Origin of the sequence: Christiangramia forsetii KT0803, assembly GCF_000060345.1 — a bacterium.
GTDB classification, from domain to species: domain Bacteria; phylum Bacteroidota; class Bacteroidia; order Flavobacteriales; family Flavobacteriaceae; genus Christiangramia; species Christiangramia forsetii.
Window position 1 is genome coordinate 2,568,179 of sequence record NC_008571.1, and the last position, 15,412, is coordinate 2,583,590.

Annotated in this window: 29 protein-coding genes; 1 reads left to right on the forward strand and 28 read right to left on the reverse strand. The window is 37.0% G+C overall.

From position 1 onward, the window contains the following. Positions 1-44: 44 nt before the first annotated feature. Positions 45-983, reverse strand: a complete 939-nt coding sequence (locus tag GFO_RS17310; RefSeq protein WP_011710286.1) for an NUMOD4 motif-containing HNH endonuclease — start codon at positions 981-983, stop codon at positions 45-47. Positions 984-1,082: 99 nt separating this feature from the next. On the opposite strand from GFO_RS17310, the gene GFO_RS11450 reads away from it, so the two are divergent. Beyond that, complete coding sequence (locus tag GFO_RS11450; protein ID WP_011710287.1) at positions 1,083-1,742, forward strand: hypothetical protein; 660 nt, start codon at positions 1,083-1,085, stop codon at positions 1,740-1,742. Positions 1,743-1,751: 9 nt separating this feature from the next. Here GFO_RS11450 and GFO_RS17740 read toward each other — a convergent pair whose 3' ends face one another. Genes GFO_RS17740 through GFO_RS11570 form a run of 27 tightly spaced genes read right to left on the reverse strand, consistent with a single transcriptional unit; the run spans position 1,752 to position 15,410 of the window. Further along, on the reverse strand, positions 1,752-1,898 hold the full coding sequence (locus GFO_RS17740) for a hypothetical protein (RefSeq protein ID WP_158308624.1): 147 nt from the start codon (positions 1,896-1,898) through the stop codon (positions 1,752-1,754). A gap of 50 nt (positions 1,899-1,948) precedes the next feature. Next, entirely contained in the window at positions 1,949-2,455 is a 507-nt protein-coding gene (locus GFO_RS11455; RefSeq protein ID WP_232501930.1) for a hypothetical protein, read from the reverse strand. A gap of 51 nt (positions 2,456-2,506) precedes the next feature. Continuing rightward, the gene (locus GFO_RS11460) at positions 2,507-2,911 is read right to left on the reverse strand and encodes a hypothetical protein (protein WP_011710289.1); all 405 of its coding nucleotides are present in this window, start codon (positions 2,909-2,911) and stop codon (positions 2,507-2,509) included. Positions 2,912-2,954: 43 nt separating this feature from the next. Continuing rightward, a complete protein-coding gene (locus tag GFO_RS11465; RefSeq protein ID WP_011710290.1) occupies positions 2,955-3,497 on the reverse strand; it encodes a hypothetical protein in 543 nt (180 codons plus the stop codon). 3 nt (positions 3,498-3,500) lie between these two features. Beyond that, positions 3,501-3,884, reverse strand: a complete 384-nt coding sequence (locus GFO_RS11470; RefSeq protein WP_011710291.1) for a hypothetical protein — start codon at positions 3,882-3,884, stop codon at positions 3,501-3,503. After that, positions 3,868-4,296, reverse strand: a complete 429-nt coding sequence (locus GFO_RS11475) for a hypothetical protein (RefSeq protein WP_011710292.1) — start codon at positions 4,294-4,296, stop codon at positions 3,868-3,870. The genes GFO_RS11470 and GFO_RS11475 overlap by 17 nt, the downstream gene beginning before the upstream one ends. Next, the gene (locus tag GFO_RS11480) at positions 4,284-4,571 is read right to left on the reverse strand and encodes a hypothetical protein (protein ID WP_011710293.1); all 288 of its coding nucleotides are present in this window, start codon (positions 4,569-4,571) and stop codon (positions 4,284-4,286) included. Before GFO_RS11480 ends, GFO_RS11475 begins: the two co-directional genes overlap by 13 nt. Beyond that, positions 4,568-4,870 (reverse strand): DUF6706 family protein, encoded by a 303-nt coding sequence (locus GFO_RS11485; RefSeq protein WP_011710294.1) that lies wholly within the window; start codon positions 4,868-4,870, stop codon positions 4,568-4,570. The genes GFO_RS11480 and GFO_RS11485 overlap by 4 nt, the downstream gene beginning before the upstream one ends. A gap of 1 nt (position 4,871) precedes the next feature. Next, positions 4,872-6,164 carry a major capsid protein gene (locus GFO_RS11490; protein ID WP_011710295.1) on the reverse strand — a complete coding sequence of 431 codons (1,293 nt, stop codon included), beginning with the start codon at positions 6,162-6,164 and terminating at the stop codon, positions 4,872-4,874. Continuing rightward, the gene (locus GFO_RS17315; RefSeq protein ID WP_011710296.1) at positions 6,164-6,535 is read right to left on the reverse strand and encodes a hypothetical protein; all 372 of its coding nucleotides are present in this window, start codon (positions 6,533-6,535) and stop codon (positions 6,164-6,166) included. Before GFO_RS17315 ends, GFO_RS11490 begins: the two co-directional genes overlap by 1 nt. Before the next feature lie 16 nt (positions 6,536-6,551). Continuing rightward, positions 6,552-7,178: a hypothetical protein gene (locus GFO_RS11500; protein WP_011710297.1), complete on the reverse strand. Its 627-nt coding sequence runs from the start codon at positions 7,176-7,178 to the stop codon at positions 6,552-6,554. A 59-nt stretch (positions 7,179-7,237) separates the two neighbouring features. Then, positions 7,238-7,453, reverse strand: coding sequence for a hypothetical protein (locus GFO_RS11505; RefSeq protein WP_011710298.1), 216 nt, complete (start codon positions 7,451-7,453; stop codon positions 7,238-7,240). Next, complete coding sequence (locus GFO_RS11510; RefSeq protein ID WP_011710299.1) at positions 7,440-7,844, reverse strand: hypothetical protein; 405 nt, start codon at positions 7,842-7,844, stop codon at positions 7,440-7,442. The genes GFO_RS11505 and GFO_RS11510 overlap by 14 nt, the downstream gene beginning before the upstream one ends. Continuing rightward, a complete protein-coding gene (locus tag GFO_RS17320; protein ID WP_011710300.1) occupies positions 7,825-8,850 on the reverse strand; it encodes a hypothetical protein in 1,026 nt (341 codons plus the stop codon). Before GFO_RS17320 ends, GFO_RS11510 begins: the two co-directional genes overlap by 20 nt. A 3-nt stretch (positions 8,851-8,853) precedes the next feature. Further along, positions 8,854-8,988: a hypothetical protein gene (locus tag GFO_RS18020; RefSeq protein WP_011710301.1), complete on the reverse strand. Its 135-nt coding sequence runs from the start codon at positions 8,986-8,988 to the stop codon at positions 8,854-8,856. Continuing rightward, positions 8,989-9,228, reverse strand: a complete 240-nt coding sequence (locus GFO_RS11520) for a hypothetical protein (protein WP_011710302.1) — start codon at positions 9,226-9,228, stop codon at positions 8,989-8,991. Then, positions 9,228-9,470, reverse strand: a complete 243-nt coding sequence (locus GFO_RS11525) for a hypothetical protein (RefSeq protein WP_011710303.1) — start codon at positions 9,468-9,470, stop codon at positions 9,228-9,230. The genes GFO_RS11520 and GFO_RS11525 overlap by 1 nt, the downstream gene beginning before the upstream one ends. Before the next feature lie 3 nt (positions 9,471-9,473). Beyond that, positions 9,474-9,845, reverse strand: coding sequence for a YopX family protein (locus GFO_RS11530; RefSeq protein ID WP_011710304.1), 372 nt, complete (start codon positions 9,843-9,845; stop codon positions 9,474-9,476). Next, positions 9,842-10,054 (reverse strand): hypothetical protein, encoded by a 213-nt coding sequence (locus tag GFO_RS11535; RefSeq protein WP_011710305.1) that lies wholly within the window; start codon positions 10,052-10,054, stop codon positions 9,842-9,844. The genes GFO_RS11530 and GFO_RS11535 overlap by 4 nt, the downstream gene beginning before the upstream one ends. Beyond that, entirely contained in the window at positions 10,038-10,274 is a 237-nt protein-coding gene (locus GFO_RS11540) for a hypothetical protein (protein ID WP_011710306.1), read from the reverse strand. Before GFO_RS11540 ends, GFO_RS11535 begins: the two co-directional genes overlap by 17 nt. Positions 10,275-10,285: 11 nt before the next feature. Continuing rightward, positions 10,286-10,639, reverse strand: coding sequence for a hypothetical protein (locus GFO_RS11545; protein WP_011710307.1), 354 nt, complete (start codon positions 10,637-10,639; stop codon positions 10,286-10,288). Beyond that, positions 10,639-11,976, reverse strand: coding sequence for a phage portal protein (locus tag GFO_RS11550; RefSeq protein ID WP_011710308.1), 1,338 nt, complete (start codon positions 11,974-11,976; stop codon positions 10,639-10,641). The genes GFO_RS11545 and GFO_RS11550 overlap by 1 nt, the downstream gene beginning before the upstream one ends. Then, complete coding sequence (locus GFO_RS17325) at positions 11,976-13,496, reverse strand: phage terminase large subunit (protein ID WP_011710309.1); 1,521 nt, start codon at positions 13,494-13,496, stop codon at positions 11,976-11,978. Before GFO_RS17325 ends, GFO_RS11550 begins: the two co-directional genes overlap by 1 nt. Beyond that, positions 13,483-14,004 carry a terminase small subunit gene (locus GFO_RS11560; protein ID WP_011710310.1) on the reverse strand — a complete coding sequence of 174 codons (522 nt, stop codon included), beginning with the start codon at positions 14,002-14,004 and terminating at the stop codon, positions 13,483-13,485. Before GFO_RS11560 ends, GFO_RS17325 begins: the two co-directional genes overlap by 14 nt. After that, positions 14,004-14,318, reverse strand: a complete 315-nt coding sequence (locus GFO_RS11565) for a hypothetical protein (RefSeq protein WP_011710311.1) — start codon at positions 14,316-14,318, stop codon at positions 14,004-14,006. The genes GFO_RS11560 and GFO_RS11565 overlap by 1 nt, the downstream gene beginning before the upstream one ends. Then, positions 14,319-14,489, reverse strand: coding sequence for a hypothetical protein (locus GFO_RS17745; protein ID WP_011710312.1), 171 nt, complete (start codon positions 14,487-14,489; stop codon positions 14,319-14,321). It lies immediately after the preceding gene. A gap of 6 nt (positions 14,490-14,495) precedes the next feature. Continuing rightward, entirely contained in the window at positions 14,496-15,410 is a 915-nt protein-coding gene (locus GFO_RS11570; protein ID WP_011710313.1) for a hypothetical protein, read from the reverse strand. Positions 15,411-15,412: the final 2 nt, after the last annotated feature.

Consider the following 15,412-nt stretch of genomic DNA (forward strand, 5'->3'; position numbering starts at 1 on the left):
TATATAGTAGTTATTAAGGGTAGGTATGCGTAGGTGCTATTAAATTAAACGTGCTTCCAAGTTTTCTTTCTAATGATATTACCTATAGTTGTTTTTTCAACTCCATATTTTCTAGCTAAATCCCTATGGGATGTATTTGGATCTTTATATTCCTCCCTAATACTTAATATTTCTTCTTTTGTAAAAGGAGTTAAATGATGTTTTTCTCCTTTATAAGTAGAAAGCCCTGTTTCGTGTGCGTGAACTGCATTTTCTTTTGGCGTACACCATTCCAGATTTGATATATCGTTATTTAATTTATTACCGTCAATATGATTAATGTGAGGTTTGTTTTCAAGATTAGGAATAAAAGCAATTGCTACTAAACGGTGTACATGAATAGGTATTTGTTTTCTTTGTTCACAGAATAAATTTGCTACTTTATAGCCCGAACTTAATGGGTTTTTTAATATTCTTTCCCCTATAAGGTCAATTCTTCCGCTTTTATATTTCTTTTCTCTGGGAAGGACTTTTACTCTACCTAGATTTGAAATTTCATATTTACCTTCATGACCATCGATAGGTTTCCATATCTCACCTTCAAGCTGTAAAGGCTCTGTTTTTCTTTGAGATTTTAACCACTCTCTTTCGGAATATTCCCACTCTAAATTATCAGCGGAATTATTAAAACTATTACCGTCTTTGTACCTAATAATATTTCCTCTATCATTTACTGGTAAGAAATGAGCGGCTACTAATCGAGAAATAGAATAAGCTTTTTTTCTCTCGTTTTTACACAAGGTAACCCTAATATATCCGTTAGTTGCACCTCCTTTTAGTATTCGCTCTTTTGATATTCTAATTCCTCCGTAATTGTGCTTACTTCTCTTTGGAAGTGATTTAACCCTGCCTTTATTGCTTATTTCGTATAAGCCCTCAAAACCCTCAATAGGTTTCCAAATTTCAGAAATAGAAGATTTTTGTACTTTTGGTGAAGTATTCATAATAAGTATAGTTTATTGTGATTATTAGGAGCCGTTTGGAACGCCAATTCCGAGCGGTTTCGTTTTTTAAATATACAATTTTATTATTAATTTCATTAAATGTACAAACTCCAATTCCTAGAAAAGAAATCCAAGAACTTTCCAAAGGCTCTGAAAATGGCCCGGCAAATTGGATGCACCTATGAAGATGGAATAATTAGAATTGAGATTAAAGATATCCTAAATGGATATCGCCAAATAAGACAGTTGTTTCATTATATCCAAAATTGGAAGGGAACACAAGCTACTTATAACAACCGGCCGGTACATCCGTATAGATTTTTATTGGAGGCTGAATGGATAGGAGAGTGTTATGATCAAAGAATGATAGATAAGGATTGTGGTACCGGTTTTGGTTGCAGGAAATTAGACACTATCAGTTACCATATAACCGGGCCTTATTTCAAAACACATACTTACTGGTATAATTACGGGACCTGGAAAGGTAATAAATGGATTATCGATAAAAAGACGATCTATAATTTACTCATTGCTTATGCTGAGAAAAAAGCAATTTCCGAATGCCCTTTATTTGATGAGACTGATTTGTGGAACCGGGTTCAAAACCTTCCTGAATTTCTGATAGCAGACGGCATACTTTGGGAAAAGGTTTATGAGGAAAAATTTGTAAAAGGGGAACGCATCCAGGTTCCCCGTAATATCAAACATCGTTATCCGGATAAATTGAAAGGATCGCAGTTTTGTTTGCTGGATTTTTAAAAATCCAGACTACTTATCTTTCTTCCCCATCGCATTTTTTATATAATCATTAAAATCTACTTCTACCGGCTTATCGTCTTCGTCCTTATCTTTATTCTTATCGAAATTGCTCTGAGGTATTGAAGCATTAAGCAATATCAAATTTTGATAGCTCATATTCCAGAGCACATCAAAAAAAGAGAAGTTATAGTAGTGACAAACTGATCCTATGAATCGGTGGGGATTGAATCGATCTGGTTTGTCTTCTTCGGAATCTTCTTCATCATCATCGGATTTGTCAGGCTTGCAATCTGGAAAGAGGTCAAAAAAAAATCCGACTGCGTTTTTAAGGCGGTTTCCTGAAAGATCTTGAATATTTCTATACCTGTAGTATTTCCCATAAAGAACGGCAGGTACCATTCCGGGTAATCATCTTTCTTACCCCAGCTTATACGGCAAATTACTTTTACCATTGTTTCTAAGTGGGGCATTACATCTTGAAGGGATAGCTTCTTATTTTCTTCTAATAGTTCTTTGGGTAAGTCCTGAAATAAATTAGCACACATAGCCAATACTCCGGGTGAAGGGGGTTTTACTACAAAATAAATTGATTTCTTGTCTTTCATGTTTTCAGGCAGTATGGAATTGTCATTCACATCTACTGAGTACCTGGAAGGTTCCTCAATTAAAGCCTTAAGTAATTTCTGTTTGTCGGTCATAATAATAGTTGTCAAAAAAAGCCATTACGGGTCGTTGCAATGGCTTTTGGTATATATATTTAATCGCTAAATGTTCGATAAATTGTAAAAAGTTGACAATTCACCTCCGGTCTTATTTTTAATTTCAGGTGTTAAATTGTCATTTTGATAAGTGTACCAACCGACATCATTAACCAGATTAAAATGGTTCCTAAATGCTTCACTTTTTTCTGATTTCAGGATAGGATTTTCAATCATTCTTTCACCTGAAACCATTTCGGTATTCGCTACCGAATTAAATGAGATTGAGCTTATAGCTTCAACCATAATTTTATCCTGAGTAAAATCAGGAGTAGCAACCACAATTGCCGAAAGTTCATCTTGAACAATTTCGGTTGTCGAATTTTCGGTCAGGTCGGAAGTGGTAGCTCCGAATCCCGTGAAGTCTATCAAAACGATAAACAACATTAAAACCAGCTGACTAGCTTTCATAATAAACTTATTAAAAAAGCCCCACCTTAGCAGGGCTTCAATATTATACTACATCTTCAAACCCTAAGATGTAAGGACTTCCTTCATCACCAGCGGCAGATTCAGGAGTATTTGCGGTAATTCTTACCTCTACAGCTGGAAGGCCGTTTTTAGTAAGTGTTCCCTGATCTCTGGCACTTATTTTTCCGTAAGGAATTTTAAGCACACCTCTCTTACCATCTACCGTTTTACCTACTGCCTTGAAAGACTGGTAAATTGATGGTTTTCCGGCAGGAGCCATATAGTTTCCTTCATCTTCACCATCGTCTACAGTTCCTACTTTACCACCCATAAGCTGCACACGCTGCTCTGGAGTAACTCCGAACAAACGAACGACCATATTAGTTGGATCAACAGTACCATCCACGGTAATGTAAGTATCATTTGATTCTGTAGGGATATTTTCCTCATTGGCACTCGCACCTTCCAGTGTAGTAGAACCAACTTCAATATCGTTGAACTCGGTAAGGGTATCTCCCATTACTCCGTCCCCGGGATCGCCGAAGTAAACCGCGACAATACCTAAAAAGTTATGTTGTTTTGACATTTGTTATAATGTTTGAAATTCAAATCGAATATTATAGTAACTCATTCCGTCTCTGTCCGGATCTTCAAATGTTCCCTTATCATCATATATCTGAAAATGAAAGGTTCCGTTATCTGTTACCTGGGTAACATCGTCCAGAAGTGGAATTATTATATCTGTTAATTCTTTAAATCGATTGCCATTGTGCAGATCACCTGTAAGCTTTGGAAGATGAATATTCACATTCCCAAAACCATTTTGCAGATACCCATTTGGATTATTGATTGTATTGGTATCAATGAATTCTGATTGAAGACCTTTTGGAGCACCATCCACATAATCAACAGGTAAATTCTTACCCTGAAATAACTCGCTTAAAGCAAGTAGTATGTTATAGCTTGATTGCACCTAATAAATCTTTTATATCATTAGAATTTGGGGCGCTACCCGTAATCACATCGAAACCTTTACTCTCAACTGCAGCTGCGTAATTCATACCAGCCACGCCTATTAAAACAAGTCCTTTACCAAATAAACCTCTTACTTCATCAATGGCTTTTTTAGCGGCTTTTACCCCTTGTGATTTACCACCCGTAAAGCTTGAATCTATTTCTTGCCCATCTTTCAGAATTACATAACCTACAGAAGCCCGGAGGTTTCCGGTTCGGTCTGTATAGTTCCCTGAGTTCCTGGCTTTATTAATAAATTCTTCGCCTTGATAACGCAATGCTTCAATAGATTTATCTTCTATCTGCTCGATTTGATCACTCATGTAATCTCGAACCTGGTTAAGGTTGAACATCGCTTTTAATCCAGCCATAACTCGCAGTGGGTTTGGTAAGGCCAAGCCTGTTTTATTGTGATACTCCTACCAAAAATATCCATCTTTTGATCGTCAAATGCATGAGGATTTGATTTCAATTGTTCTGGTGTTTGCTCACAATAGAATTTGGCTTTATAGTCAAGGTTTTTATTCCCCTTTTCTGGCTCATATCGACCTTTCAAGGTTATCTCTTCCTTAGTTACCTCAGGAAGTTTTCCTTCACCAACTGTTTCCAGTTTAATAGTAGCCGTATGCGGAAACCTATTTATCATAACTTAACCGACCTTATTTTGGGTATACCGTCATTATATTTCGGATCTCCATACAGCTTGTAAATGGCATTGGCTTGCTCTTTCAAAGAACTTAGATCGTACTTAACGGAAAGCGAGCCTTCGGTAAAAGAGGAAATACGTCTCATTCGCATATACATATCAGCTTCTGCCAATTCAATGCTTTGATCAGTAACACTATAAGTAGCACCGGGATTTACTTCCCGGGCTACCATAATAGCGTCTTTTATTCCCTGGCTTACTTCAGGTACTATTTCGTTAAGCCAATCTTTATTAGTCATCTTATACGGATGCTACAAGTTCAGCTTCGAACTTCTCGATACCAGCTTCAGAAAGCTTATTGATCTTACCTGTTAAAGTAGAATCTGCCTGATCTACATTGGATTCAGGTACTTCACCTGTAGCATTCAATCCAGCAACTACAGAAGCTTTAGTATAGTCTGTTTCCTTGTAGGTATAAACCGCGTCACCTTCTACCTGAACATCATCAGAAGCGTCAGCTTCTTCAGCATTGATATAGAAGAAAGACTCTACATTCTGCAATACCGGGAATACAATTGCTTCAGCTCCGGTAGCATGGCTAACAGGATCTGTAGTTCCCCAGTTCTTTACAAGGATATAATCGTTTGCTTTCTGGTACTGCACATCTTCTACTGGGAATTCCTCCTCAGCAAGTGTAGAATACACCAAAGAACCAATATTAGTTCCGGTAGTAAGAACTACCATGTTTTTCTCCCATCCTTCGGTAACAATACGCTGCTTATTCTTTTGGTGAACAAAAGTTCTCTCTACAACAATTAGATTCATACCTAAAGTTCTTGATAAAAGACCTCTAATTTGATCCTCGTCAAGTGTTGGGATATTAGGATTATCTCCTGAGAAACTGTTATTCCAAGCAAACTGAGCTTTAATCTGAAGGTTATCCAATAGATTATCAAGCGTATCTGCGCCCATCCAAATAGTATTTGGATATTCCCCTTTTGCTCTAGCAGCCTTTTTAATCCTTCTAAGATCAGAGATAGGCTTAGAATCTGGATTGCTCCATTTTCCTGTTACCCCAAACTGATTCTCTTTAGGAATATCATAGCTGGCTCTTACAGCTGTACCGGTATTGTTCTCTTGCGGAATAAGCATTGCACCTCCTGAAAAACCTACATACATAGCCTCTTCAATTAGTTCCTTAATTCCGTAAATACCGTTTTCAGAATCATTAAACACTTTACGTGCTAATTCTTTCTTTCTTCCCGGATCACGTCTTAGAATACGAAGTGTATTCATTTCTTTCTCTCCCAAAACGAATTTCATACCCATTTTAGGCACCTCGCCAGATGCACTTTTTACAGTAGCTCTGGACTTTACAGGAAGTGGAGAATCATAAGAAACGAAATCAGCAGTGATTCGTGTGTAATTTCCACTTACAGAACTGTACGACATATCCGCACTATACTCAGGCGTTAAATAACGCTCATGATCATAAGCTGGAGCATCTTTGGAACCGTTTACTTTCTCATATTGAGCAAGTACAACGCCTTCCATATACTCATCAATCAGATCTTTAAAAATTGATACTGCCATTAGTAGTCTGGTTGATTATAGATTCCTAATGCTTTTAAAGCATCTAAGGAATTCTGGTTAAACTTATACTTTACAACTTCGTTGTTGAAGTACCCTCCGGTCATAACACCGGTAGAAGGTTTAGCGGTTCTAGTGGTAGAACGCACAACCCCAACGAGTAAAGCTCCTTTTGCGCCGTCAACTGGTTGCGGCTTGAATTCGCCATCTTCTCGAATTACACCATGACCCTCAAAAATGAATCTGTCAGGAAAACCAGTCATATTAAGAACTGCTCCTCCTTCAAGGCCGTGAATGTGTTTCTTGATAGCAACGCCGTCAATGCCTTCGGAATATTCCTTTTGCTCTTCGACGCTTAAATCTAATACTGCCATTGTATTGGTTTTTAGATTATCTAACTATATCAGCAATTTCCTCTTTTGAAGGTTTTTTCGCCCCTCCATTTCGTGGAACTGGTATGCGTGAATTTCTTGGATTTGTTTGAATTTCAGTTGCAATGGTTCCACCGTCAGCTTCGAATTTCTCCTTAACGGTTTCAAATTGCTCCTCAAAGTCTTTTTCTAAATCAAGTTCACTGGCATATCCAGGTAAAATGCCTTTGGATTTTAAGAAGTCTCTCGCTTTTTGAGTTTTCTGAGCTACAGTTTCCTGTTGCTTTTCGGCTTTTTGTTCCTGTAACTCTTTTTCCATTTTAGAAAGTTTTGCAAGCAACGCTTTCATAGCAGGATCTTTTGTTTCGATCTCCTCCTCTTCTTCCATTTCTTCCTCCTCTTCTTCGCCGAATCCAAATCTTTTTTTAAGTTTTGCTTCACGAGTATCAGCAGCTTTTTTAAGCTTCTTATCAAACTCACTCTGCACTCCTTTAATTTTTAAGGCTTCTTCGAGATTTGAAGGAACTGTGAGGTCTTTAAATTCCTCAATTTGCTCAGGAGTTACCCCGAACGCTTCAAGCGCCTTGGCAGTGTCATCGTCTTCCAACGCCACACCTAGTTTCTTGATAAATTCTTCGATTTTCATCGTACGATTGGTTTTCGTTAATTGTTGAATAGGCTGCAATATAATTTTAGACTAAGCCTTTATAGGCTTAATTCTAATTGTAGGTGCGTAGTTGCCATTATAGTACCGTTGAAAACAGCAAGGTCGGTGCATACGGTTTTATGCGATACCGAAAAAACAGATGCTGCCCGATTGGTTGCTTCTTGAAAAGAATATCCGGGCTTTCGTTTTTGATTCTCCATATAGATACCAATAAGTCTTCGCCTTTTTTCAATGAGTTCTTTATTCCGATTCATTGATATATCGATTTATCCGGTCTTCGCTAATATGTAAATAGAAATTAGAAAGGTCATTAATTAAGGATCGGTAGGTTCCTTCATGAGTTCTTATATACCAGTTTATAAAAAGCTTTCTATTGTCTTTAGGATCTTTACCGTAAACTTCGAAAAACTTCAACCTGGTACGCTCTACAACATCTACTACAATAGTGGTTAGGCTTACTTTAGTTTCAATATCTGGAGTAATATCTTCCACAGATACCACCGTTTGAAAAGTAGTTGGCGTAGTCATAAGCGCAATAGATTTTCCAACTTTCGGAGGATGATCACCTGTGTACAATTCTTCACGGGACCACTGTAACTTTTTACCGCCTTGCTGTCTTTCTAATTTAACTTTGAATATTCGCATTAGGTACGAATCCGGTTTTTGTCATTTTGAAGTTGTCACGAAGGAAATAAGGCTTATTCTTCCAGCCTTTAATTCGCTCGGCATTGTCGTTTAAATAATCCAATGCGTTTTTTGGAACATTTTTAATAAGGTGCCGCTGATCAATACCACCACCGGCTAAGTATTCTTTGAATTTTGATCTTGGTAATAATAGACTGTCTGCTATACAAAGACAATTAGGGTGCCAGCCTACAAATTTGAATTCTTTAGGATAAGTACCCACCAATTCATCGCAAATATCATATCTGGGATGAGCCGAACTAAGCCTAACTTTTTGTCCCATTACCCAAGGCATATTTTTACGCCTTTCAAAATCATTGGTTCGATAGGCTATATTGATTTCATTGCGGCTTAATCTTAGTGCATTTTTATAGCTTGAACGATAAACCCCTTGTCCAGGGTGGTAGTCTTTAGCAGGATTAGACAATATCAATTTGCCCTGTTCATTTTTTACTCTTCTAAATCGTTGGTCTGGCTCTTTTAGGTACCGCTTTAAATCCCGGGCCATGTCCGCTGCAGGACGTCCGTCAAATATTCCAGATTCTAAAGCATTGTTTAAAGATGCTTGTGTTTGATTGGTAAGCTTCCAAACTCGTTCACTTAAATTAAGCCCGGCCTGTTTTCTGGAAACAAAAGCACTGGCAGCATTGGAATTTGTTTTTAAAAATTTTGCCTTTTCATCTGCAGAAATATCCAGATCCTTTAAATATTGCTCAGCTGCTTCATCATTACATAAATCTGAAATACCAAAAGAGTTATTTATTTGATCTGAAAAAAGCTTTTCTAAATCGTCATGGAATTGAACTAAGGCCCTATCCAATTCTTTTTGCTTTAACTTATTGGTAGTGCCTGAATAATTACGAAAGATAGAACCGAATTGCCGGGCATATTCCGCGTACAATCTATCCAAGTGCCATTCATGAGCACTCAGTAAAGAAAGTAGTCTATTTTCGCAGTTGTTGGTCATTAGTTACCTTTCGTTATCTGAACAGGTTCTACATATTTGAATTTTAACGTATTTACTTGGCCCCCCATCGTTAAGGTCAAACCAATCACCGCACCTTTCACAAGGTGTTGGCATTTCCATTTCTTCCAGTTCCTCCATCTACTTATGATATTTAGATTTCGGTTTCTCAAATTCAATATTCCTTTTCAGGTTATTAATTGATTGAGCTAAGTTTTGAGCTTCAATCTTAGCACCTACAGAATCGATATGTAATCTTCTGGATGCTTCAGCCATTCTTTCAGAAGCTTCTATAACCGTCATTCCGGCTTTTTGCATCATAGCAGTAGCTCTTATCATAGCTTCCTTATCTGCTCCGTGTCCAATTATTGCTACTTCCATTACTGTTCAATTAAATGTTCCTTCAATACAGTTCCGGCAATAGGCTGCATAGCCTTACCGAAAGTCAATTGCTTAATCCAAATCTTACCGGTTTTTTTTACCTGTTCGATTTCTTGCTCATCTAATTCAAAACAAAACGTCATTGAACCTTCTTGCTTATTGAATAGCGCTGGCAGAGTTTGGTACTCCGGTTGATCTTCGGCTATTTTTACATTGTGGCCTTCAAATTCTATTGCTTTCATAGTTTATTTTTCTAAAAGTTCCTTGTTCCTGTGAATATTTCCCTTGATTATACACTCATTGTTGAAAGCGCATAAAAAAGTATCGTCTTCCTGAGTTTCAGATATTATAAATGCAGCTTCGATATATTTTACCTGAGAAATAAAGGTTTTAGTTGTTGGTACCTTTGGATCACTATCATAATATCTCTCACAGCTAAACTCTACAATATCATTTTCAAATATCTTACGTCCCTTAGAATCCCTTAAGCCTGTATATTGGTCTATTTTTAAAATATGCCATTGTATTTGGTCTTTTTTCTTTTCGATATCTTGAAGACTGAATTGCTGAAACCTATCTACAATTGGATTATAAGCTCTGAATATTAAATCTCTCACTTCTTATTTTTAGATTCAATTATTTTCTTAGCAAGATTTTGGTATTTGGGTTTCTTCAATTTTTTATTGAAGGCCCTGCGTTCTTTTCGGGAAAGTTTTCGCTTTGGTTCGTGCATAGATCCGTGCTTCTCACTCATATCTACACCAAAATGCTCTTCAAGACTTTTACTTTCATCGAAATCGTTTAATTGGTTAATTGATGGTCCCATGATTATTTCTTTTACTTTTTATCTTTAAATCGCATAGTAGCTGTTCCATCAAATAATCAATACGCTTATCGGTTGAAGCTATTTGATAGTTTATCTCTTGAATTTTCTTCTCATAATTAGAACTGTTTTCATTAGCTTCAGATATTGACTCTACAAGATGATTGCGATTATAATTCAGATTATCAATTTGCTTTTCCAGTAATTCATTTAATAATTTCATGATGTTATATATTAATTGTTGACTTTATTTAAAACTTCGTGTACCCGGTTCACTATCCAACCTAATAAATAGGCTTCTGGTTCGTCATTGTATAGGTCTAAATTGTGACAGATATCTATAAAAATATTATTCACCAGATGCTTTGATTCATGAGCTATTATTCCCGGTGTTGGATATCCCTTCTTTTCAGCAGAAAAAACGATGTAATACATTTCCTTTCTTTTGAAAACTGCTCCATCAAATGATTCTATATTTTGATCAAATTCCCAGTCCTTGAATTTATCCTCAAACTCCTTATTGTTGTTATATACAACAATCGTAAACTCTGTACCGTATAAAGGTGTCTTATGCTTTTTTGTAATCATTACGGCACAAATGTTTCTCCCATTCTATTTTTCTCCTCTTCCTGAATCTTTTCGAGTTCAGCAGCTGGATCTTTAACCTGTGGGTTATGCTGTATTCCCGTTTCCTGAGACATAGTTGCTTTCCCACCAGTAGCAGTATAAAGCATTTCAATCCACTCCTTCATATCTTCTGGAATAGAGTAATTGAATTCTATATCGAAACTCAATTCTTCATCCGTAATATTTAAACCGTTCTTAATAATGGATAGAATACGACTAATTGCTGTGCTGTATGCTCCACGTTTTCGCTTAGCCTTATTTAAAGGGTCTTGCATCATTAGAAGCAAAGCACGTCCAGAAAGTGCTCCTATCCCTTTCACATTATCAAAAGATAAATCTGGAGTTTGGGTAATACGGTGAATATCTTCTTTAAGCCAGTTCTTTTCAAGTTCTATAGAATCAGTGGCAGCATCCCTTTGTAAGAAATCCGCATCCGCTTCAATCACATGGTCATTATGTTTGGCAATTCCCAAAAGAAGTGATTTACCGTCATCGTCTATATCAATAAGCGTTTCATCTTCGCCTTTATCATTCTTAACAGTACCGCCTTTTAATTTCAGGATAGGGAAAGCGAAATAATTATTGGAACCGGCTAACTTTGATTTAAGCATTTCATAGCGGTCAATATCTTCCTTGGAAATAAACCATTCTGGCTCTTTTTGGTCGACAAAAACCACTGGTATTACTCTAAAGTCATGCGAATCTGAATTGATATACTTCTCATCTTCATACTTATGAATCTCAGTTTCAGTAAAAATCCAAATATGTTCTATTTCTTCAATGGTAAATTGCCAGTAGAAAGCAACCAAATCACCATACACATCATATTGAGGAGTATATTTCCCATTGTCCTGAGTATAAAGCCTGGCTTTTATTTCGTTATCTGTTCCCCTAGAGAATATAAAAACTCCCATGGTGGTGCTCATGGCTTGCTCGGCAAATTCCTGAAGCTTATCGTTTATTCTGTTTTTCTTGTAGACATCAAGGATAGTTTTACCTCCTTCATTATCAATATCACTTGCAGTAATAGTTGGTGCATCCCCTAGAAGAAAAGAAACCCCGGTTTGAACGATATACTTCTGGTACTGGGTTTTCAGGCGTTCCGCTTTTACTGATTTTTTCCCCTGAGTATAATCTTCACGCTTTCCAATTTGATTGTCGCGAAGCTTTCGGCCCTCATCGGTACCTTCATATTCAGATTTATATTCAGCTATTTTCTTATTACGCTTTTCGTTTTCGCCTAAGAAATCGGTTACTGCAGTTGCATTTTTAAAGTCGAAGTCAAATTCTTCTTCCATTATCCTCCAAAGTTTAAGCCTTTCGGCTTGGTTGGTTTTGAAATAGTGATTGGTGGTTCCAGTTCAAATATTTCTCGCATCATAAAAGGGTCTAGTAAATCGGTACTCTCCCCATTCAGATACTTTGCTTTCATTTCTTCTTTTTTGATCAGGGCTTGCGGCTCCTCATCTTTTTTAGGTTGCTTTTTTATTGCCTTGCGTTCCGCTAACATTCGCTGTCTAATGGTTTGTTTTTCATCAAACATCATATTAGCTACTTGTGGCATTACCCATATCTCGTTCCGCTCAACTCGTTCGCCACTCAGCACATAACATTGAGTTTTCAGGTTTTTGAACTTTCGTCCGTCTTTAGTTTCCCTGGGTCTGTTATTACTATCAAAAGCAATAGAATTTGGAATAAAGGCATTATCTGCACCTCCTATAAATGCTCCTACTCCATTGGCATCGTAAGCAATTCTTCGGTTAGGAACTCCCCATTTCAGAGCCATTGCTTTAATCTCATCTATGATATCCTTACCGGTAGATTTATCGATCTTCATTAGATCCCTAATCCGGAAACCTTCCCATAGCCATATAACAAGCTTATCTTTTCCTGAAGTCGCCACATCGACTGTAATATACTTTTCACCGGCCTTTACAAAATCGTTATTGAAAATATCTTTGAATGATGCGTAATGATACACGTCCATTGGATTAAGCGATACTTTCCAATTCCCGGCTAATAATTGGTTTCTGGCATCTTCGTCTTGGGATGCTAAGTTTGCCAGATATTCAGGGTTATTCTTAAGTAGCTCCTTATTCTGGTAAACAGATCCGCCTATAAAAGTGATGGACTTCACAAAATGCTTGGCTTCAATTCCTGAGGCTTCCACTAATGGATTGATGAAATAAGCGGCTTTTTCAATGCATTCTTCCACGGTGCTACCCCAAATCATGCTATCCCCATCTTTCACAAAATATCTTACTACACCCTGACGATCTGGAATAGGGAAACCATCTTCACCAATCCACCATTTTATAAGATCATATACCCAGCTGTCAGGGTCGGGGTTACAAGTAGCTCTTACTCGCGGTTTAATCGAACTATTGGAACGGTTACGAGACAATAAATAAAAGAACGTTTGTTTTGAGAAATGTGTTAACTCATCAAAACCTATCATTGGGATCTGTGACCCCTGCCAACTCGTTACATTTTTTTCATGTTCCAGGTGGGAGAATTTAATCTTTGCACCTTCCGGGAACTTCCATTGCAATTCAGTTTGGTTATAAGTGCCTCCTAAATGAGGATAAAGCTTTTCACTTTCATCTTTTAAACCTCCCTGCGCTTTGATCTGGGTGGTAAGCCTTCTAAAGATTACCGCTCCATAATCAGGGTTGCTTTTATCCCTTACTGCGTCTAATAAAAGAACGAACGTCTTCCCGGAGCCTGCTGCGCCTCCTCCAATCACTATATCTGCAGGAGAAGCAAGCGCCATAAGCTGATAACCTTCCTGTGGCTGAATTGTCTTAACCTCTGCCATTGTCCGGTATTCGGAATACTACAATGTTGTCCTGTTTCTTCTGATTGTTGTCTTTTTCATAACCTCCAAGCACTTTTAAAAGCTCAACTACATTCGACCGTCTATTGGAGGTTTTTAATTTCTTAGTCCTTCCTACAACCATACTATCTATGAATATTTCATCACTATCCAAAGCTTCAATAGCTAATCTGGTTTCTTTTGGAATCTCATGAATAGGCTTTAAAACTCCATCTTCATCATAGCAATCGGCAATATCGAATCGAGCCATAGAAGTAAGTAAAGAAACACACTCATCAATAGTTATTTTGTTAGCTTCGGCTATTGCTTCGCGCTTTTCTTTAACAAATTCCTCGATGCGAGCAATTGCGAGTATTTTTCTGAAGTTTGCTTCTGCGCTTTTATCTTTAGATTTAGGGTATATTTTTTGATATGCCTTCACGCCATTAAAGCCATTGACGAACCACTCATCAATAACTGCTTTATATTTTTCGAAGGTCTTGTCTGTCATTACTCTAATACTCCAAATTCATATTCTCTACTCTCATCGTTCCATCTTACGAAATAGCAATAACTTTCATCCCCGGCTTTTTCATAACCAATACAAGGCTCGTATTTTTGAATTCTCCGATTTGCTTCAAAATGATAGCCTAAAAAAGCACTTACAAGCTGTCCTAATTCTGAACCACTCCAACGGCCTTTGCATAATTCAACTACCTTTTCAATATCTGGAAGAATATTTTCAGGGAAACCATCATGGCTTCGGTCTATATGAATAACCTCTCCATGTGGACTAGAAAATTTTATGTTTGCTCTTGTGCTCAATTATTCCTTAGTATCAGATTCAGATTTCTTAGCTTTCGGCTTCACCTCTTCACCATAACCAGCATTAATAATTGCCTGTCCGCGTTCTTTGTTTCGCTCGATGGTTTTTTTAGGAAGAATAGTTTTTCCTGTTTCCTGATCTACAAACTTTTTAGTGATCTTGATTTTCATAGTTTATTAATTAAATGGTTCGCAACTTTCTGAGCATCCACCGTCTCCGTTTTTATCTAATTCAAAACCAAAAAGCATTTCTTGTCTATCATAAATAACAGAATCGTCAGTAGCTGTTTTAAAATTTTGTTGAGATAATTCAACTAAATCTTTATGGCTCAGGTTATTCCTGAAAAAAGTTAATTTACCTTCAAGTGGCTTTCTTTTTTCTTCTCTATGAGGCGGCACATAATCCCCGTATTTATCTTCCATTTTCTCGCACCATTTATCAATTTCCCCTTTTTCTCTTTCTTCTTTAATTTGAGTCAACTGTTTTCTTAGCGTGAATTTTAAGCACCTTTTACAATTGCCTTCATAGCCTTTAAGGTTTAACCTGAAAGGCATATTTTTCCAGAATACATTAACATGAGGCTTAGTGAGTGGATTATCAGTAATTAAGGGATAGTAATGTCTTTTTTCTTTCCAATCTTTATTTACTCGATCTACTTCATCAACTCTATAACCAATAGCTATTTCATAATTATTCGTTCCAAAAACATCATCTGCTAATTTCTTAAGAGGGTTTGTTTTCAATTCTCGGGTACAATGCTTATAGGTCACATTGGGTAAGCCATAAGCTTTTATCATTTCCTCAAAAACTTCTCCGTTACGCTTAGCGGTTTTGTAATCCACTACTTTATAAGTCGTTCCCTCTCCATAAGTCATAGAATAAACACCTTCAATCCAGACTAAATCCAAACCGAATTCTTTATCACATTTATTTCCGAATAACAAACTCTCCTCTCTTTCTCTACTCGTATTGGCATAAGCAAAAAGCATATTGTATTCATTAGACTTATTGTCTTTAAGCCACTTCGCCATTTTAGCTGAAGTTTCTCCCGTGGAAAATGAAACCAATAAATTTTTCTTTCGCTTATCCATCC

Excerpts from the sequence above, each read along its gene's own strand:
- GFO_RS11490 (WP_011710295.1), bottom strand. The coding sequence starts at position 6,164 with ATGGCAGTATCAATTTTTAAAGATCTGATTGATGAGTATATGGAAGGC.
- GFO_RS11520 (WP_011710302.1), bottom strand. The coding sequence starts at position 9,228 with ATGGAAGTAGCAATAATTGGACACGGAGCAGATAAGGAAGCTATGATA.
- GFO_RS11465 (WP_011710290.1), bottom strand. The coding sequence starts at position 3,497 with ATGTCAAAACAACATAACTTTTTAGGTATTGTCGCGGTTTACTTCGGC.
- GFO_RS11545 (WP_011710307.1), bottom strand. The coding sequence starts at position 10,639 with ATGATTACAAAAAAGCATAAGACACCTTTATACGGTACAGAGTTTACG.
- GFO_RS11540 (WP_011710306.1), bottom strand. The coding sequence starts at position 10,274 with ATGAAATTATTAAATGAATTACTGGAAAAGCAAATTGATAATCTGAAT.
- GFO_RS11535 (WP_011710305.1), bottom strand. The coding sequence starts at position 10,054 with ATGGGACCATCAATTAACCAATTAAACGATTTCGATGAAAGTAAAAGT.
- GFO_RS17745 (WP_011710312.1), bottom strand. The coding sequence starts at position 14,489 with ATGAAAATCAAGATCACTAAAAAGTTTGTAGATCAGGAAACAGGAAAA.
- GFO_RS18020 (WP_011710301.1), bottom strand. The coding sequence starts at position 8,988 with ATGGAGGAACTGGAAGAAATGGAAATGCCAACACCTTGTGAAAGGTGC.
- GFO_RS11475 (WP_011710292.1), bottom strand. The coding sequence starts at position 4,296 with ATGGCTGGATTAAAAGCGATGTTCAACCTTAACCAGGTTCGAGATTAC.
- GFO_RS11460 (WP_011710289.1), bottom strand. The coding sequence starts at position 2,911 with ATGAAAGCTAGTCAGCTGGTTTTAATGTTGTTTATCGTTTTGATAGAC.
- GFO_RS17315 (WP_011710296.1), bottom strand. The coding sequence starts at position 6,535 with ATGGCAGTATTAGATTTAAGCGTCGAAGAGCAAAAGGAATATTCCGAA.
- GFO_RS11560 (WP_011710310.1), bottom strand. The coding sequence starts at position 14,004 with ATGACAGACAAGACCTTCGAAAAATATAAAGCAGTTATTGATGAGTGG.
- GFO_RS17740 (WP_158308624.1), bottom strand. The coding sequence starts at position 1,898 with ATGAGCTATCAAAATTTGATATTGCTTAATGCTTCAATACCTCAGAGC.
- GFO_RS11485 (WP_011710294.1), bottom strand. The coding sequence starts at position 4,870 with ATGACTAATAAAGATTGGCTTAACGAAATAGTACCTGAAGTAAGCCAG.
- GFO_RS11480 (WP_011710293.1), bottom strand. The coding sequence starts at position 4,571 with ATGATAAATAGGTTTCCGCATACGGCTACTATTAAACTGGAAACAGTT.
- GFO_RS11450 (WP_011710287.1), top strand. The coding sequence starts at position 1,083 with ATGTACAAACTCCAATTCCTAGAAAAGAAATCCAAGAACTTTCCAAAG.
- GFO_RS11550 (WP_011710308.1), bottom strand. The coding sequence starts at position 11,976 with ATGGAAGAAGAATTTGACTTCGACTTTAAAAATGCAACTGCAGTAACC.
- GFO_RS11505 (WP_011710298.1), bottom strand. The coding sequence starts at position 7,453 with ATGAATCGGAATAAAGAACTCATTGAAAAAAGGCGAAGACTTATTGGT.
- GFO_RS11570 (WP_011710313.1), bottom strand. The coding sequence starts at position 15,410 with ATGGATAAGCGAAAGAAAAATTTATTGGTTTCATTTTCCACGGGAGAA.
- GFO_RS11525 (WP_011710303.1), bottom strand. The coding sequence starts at position 9,470 with ATGAAAGCAATAGAATTTGAAGGCCACAATGTAAAAATAGCCGAAGAT.
- GFO_RS11510 (WP_011710299.1), bottom strand. The coding sequence starts at position 7,844 with ATGCGAATATTCAAAGTTAAATTAGAAAGACAGCAAGGCGGTAAAAAG.
- GFO_RS17320 (WP_011710300.1), bottom strand. The coding sequence starts at position 8,850 with ATGACCAACAACTGCGAAAATAGACTACTTTCTTTACTGAGTGCTCAT.
- GFO_RS17310 (WP_011710286.1), bottom strand. The coding sequence starts at position 983 with ATGAATACTTCACCAAAAGTACAAAAATCTTCTATTTCTGAAATTTGG.
- GFO_RS17325 (WP_011710309.1), bottom strand. The coding sequence starts at position 13,496 with ATGGCAGAGGTTAAGACAATTCAGCCACAGGAAGGTTATCAGCTTATG.
- GFO_RS11500 (WP_011710297.1), bottom strand. The coding sequence starts at position 7,178 with ATGAAAATCGAAGAATTTATCAAGAAACTAGGTGTGGCGTTGGAAGAC.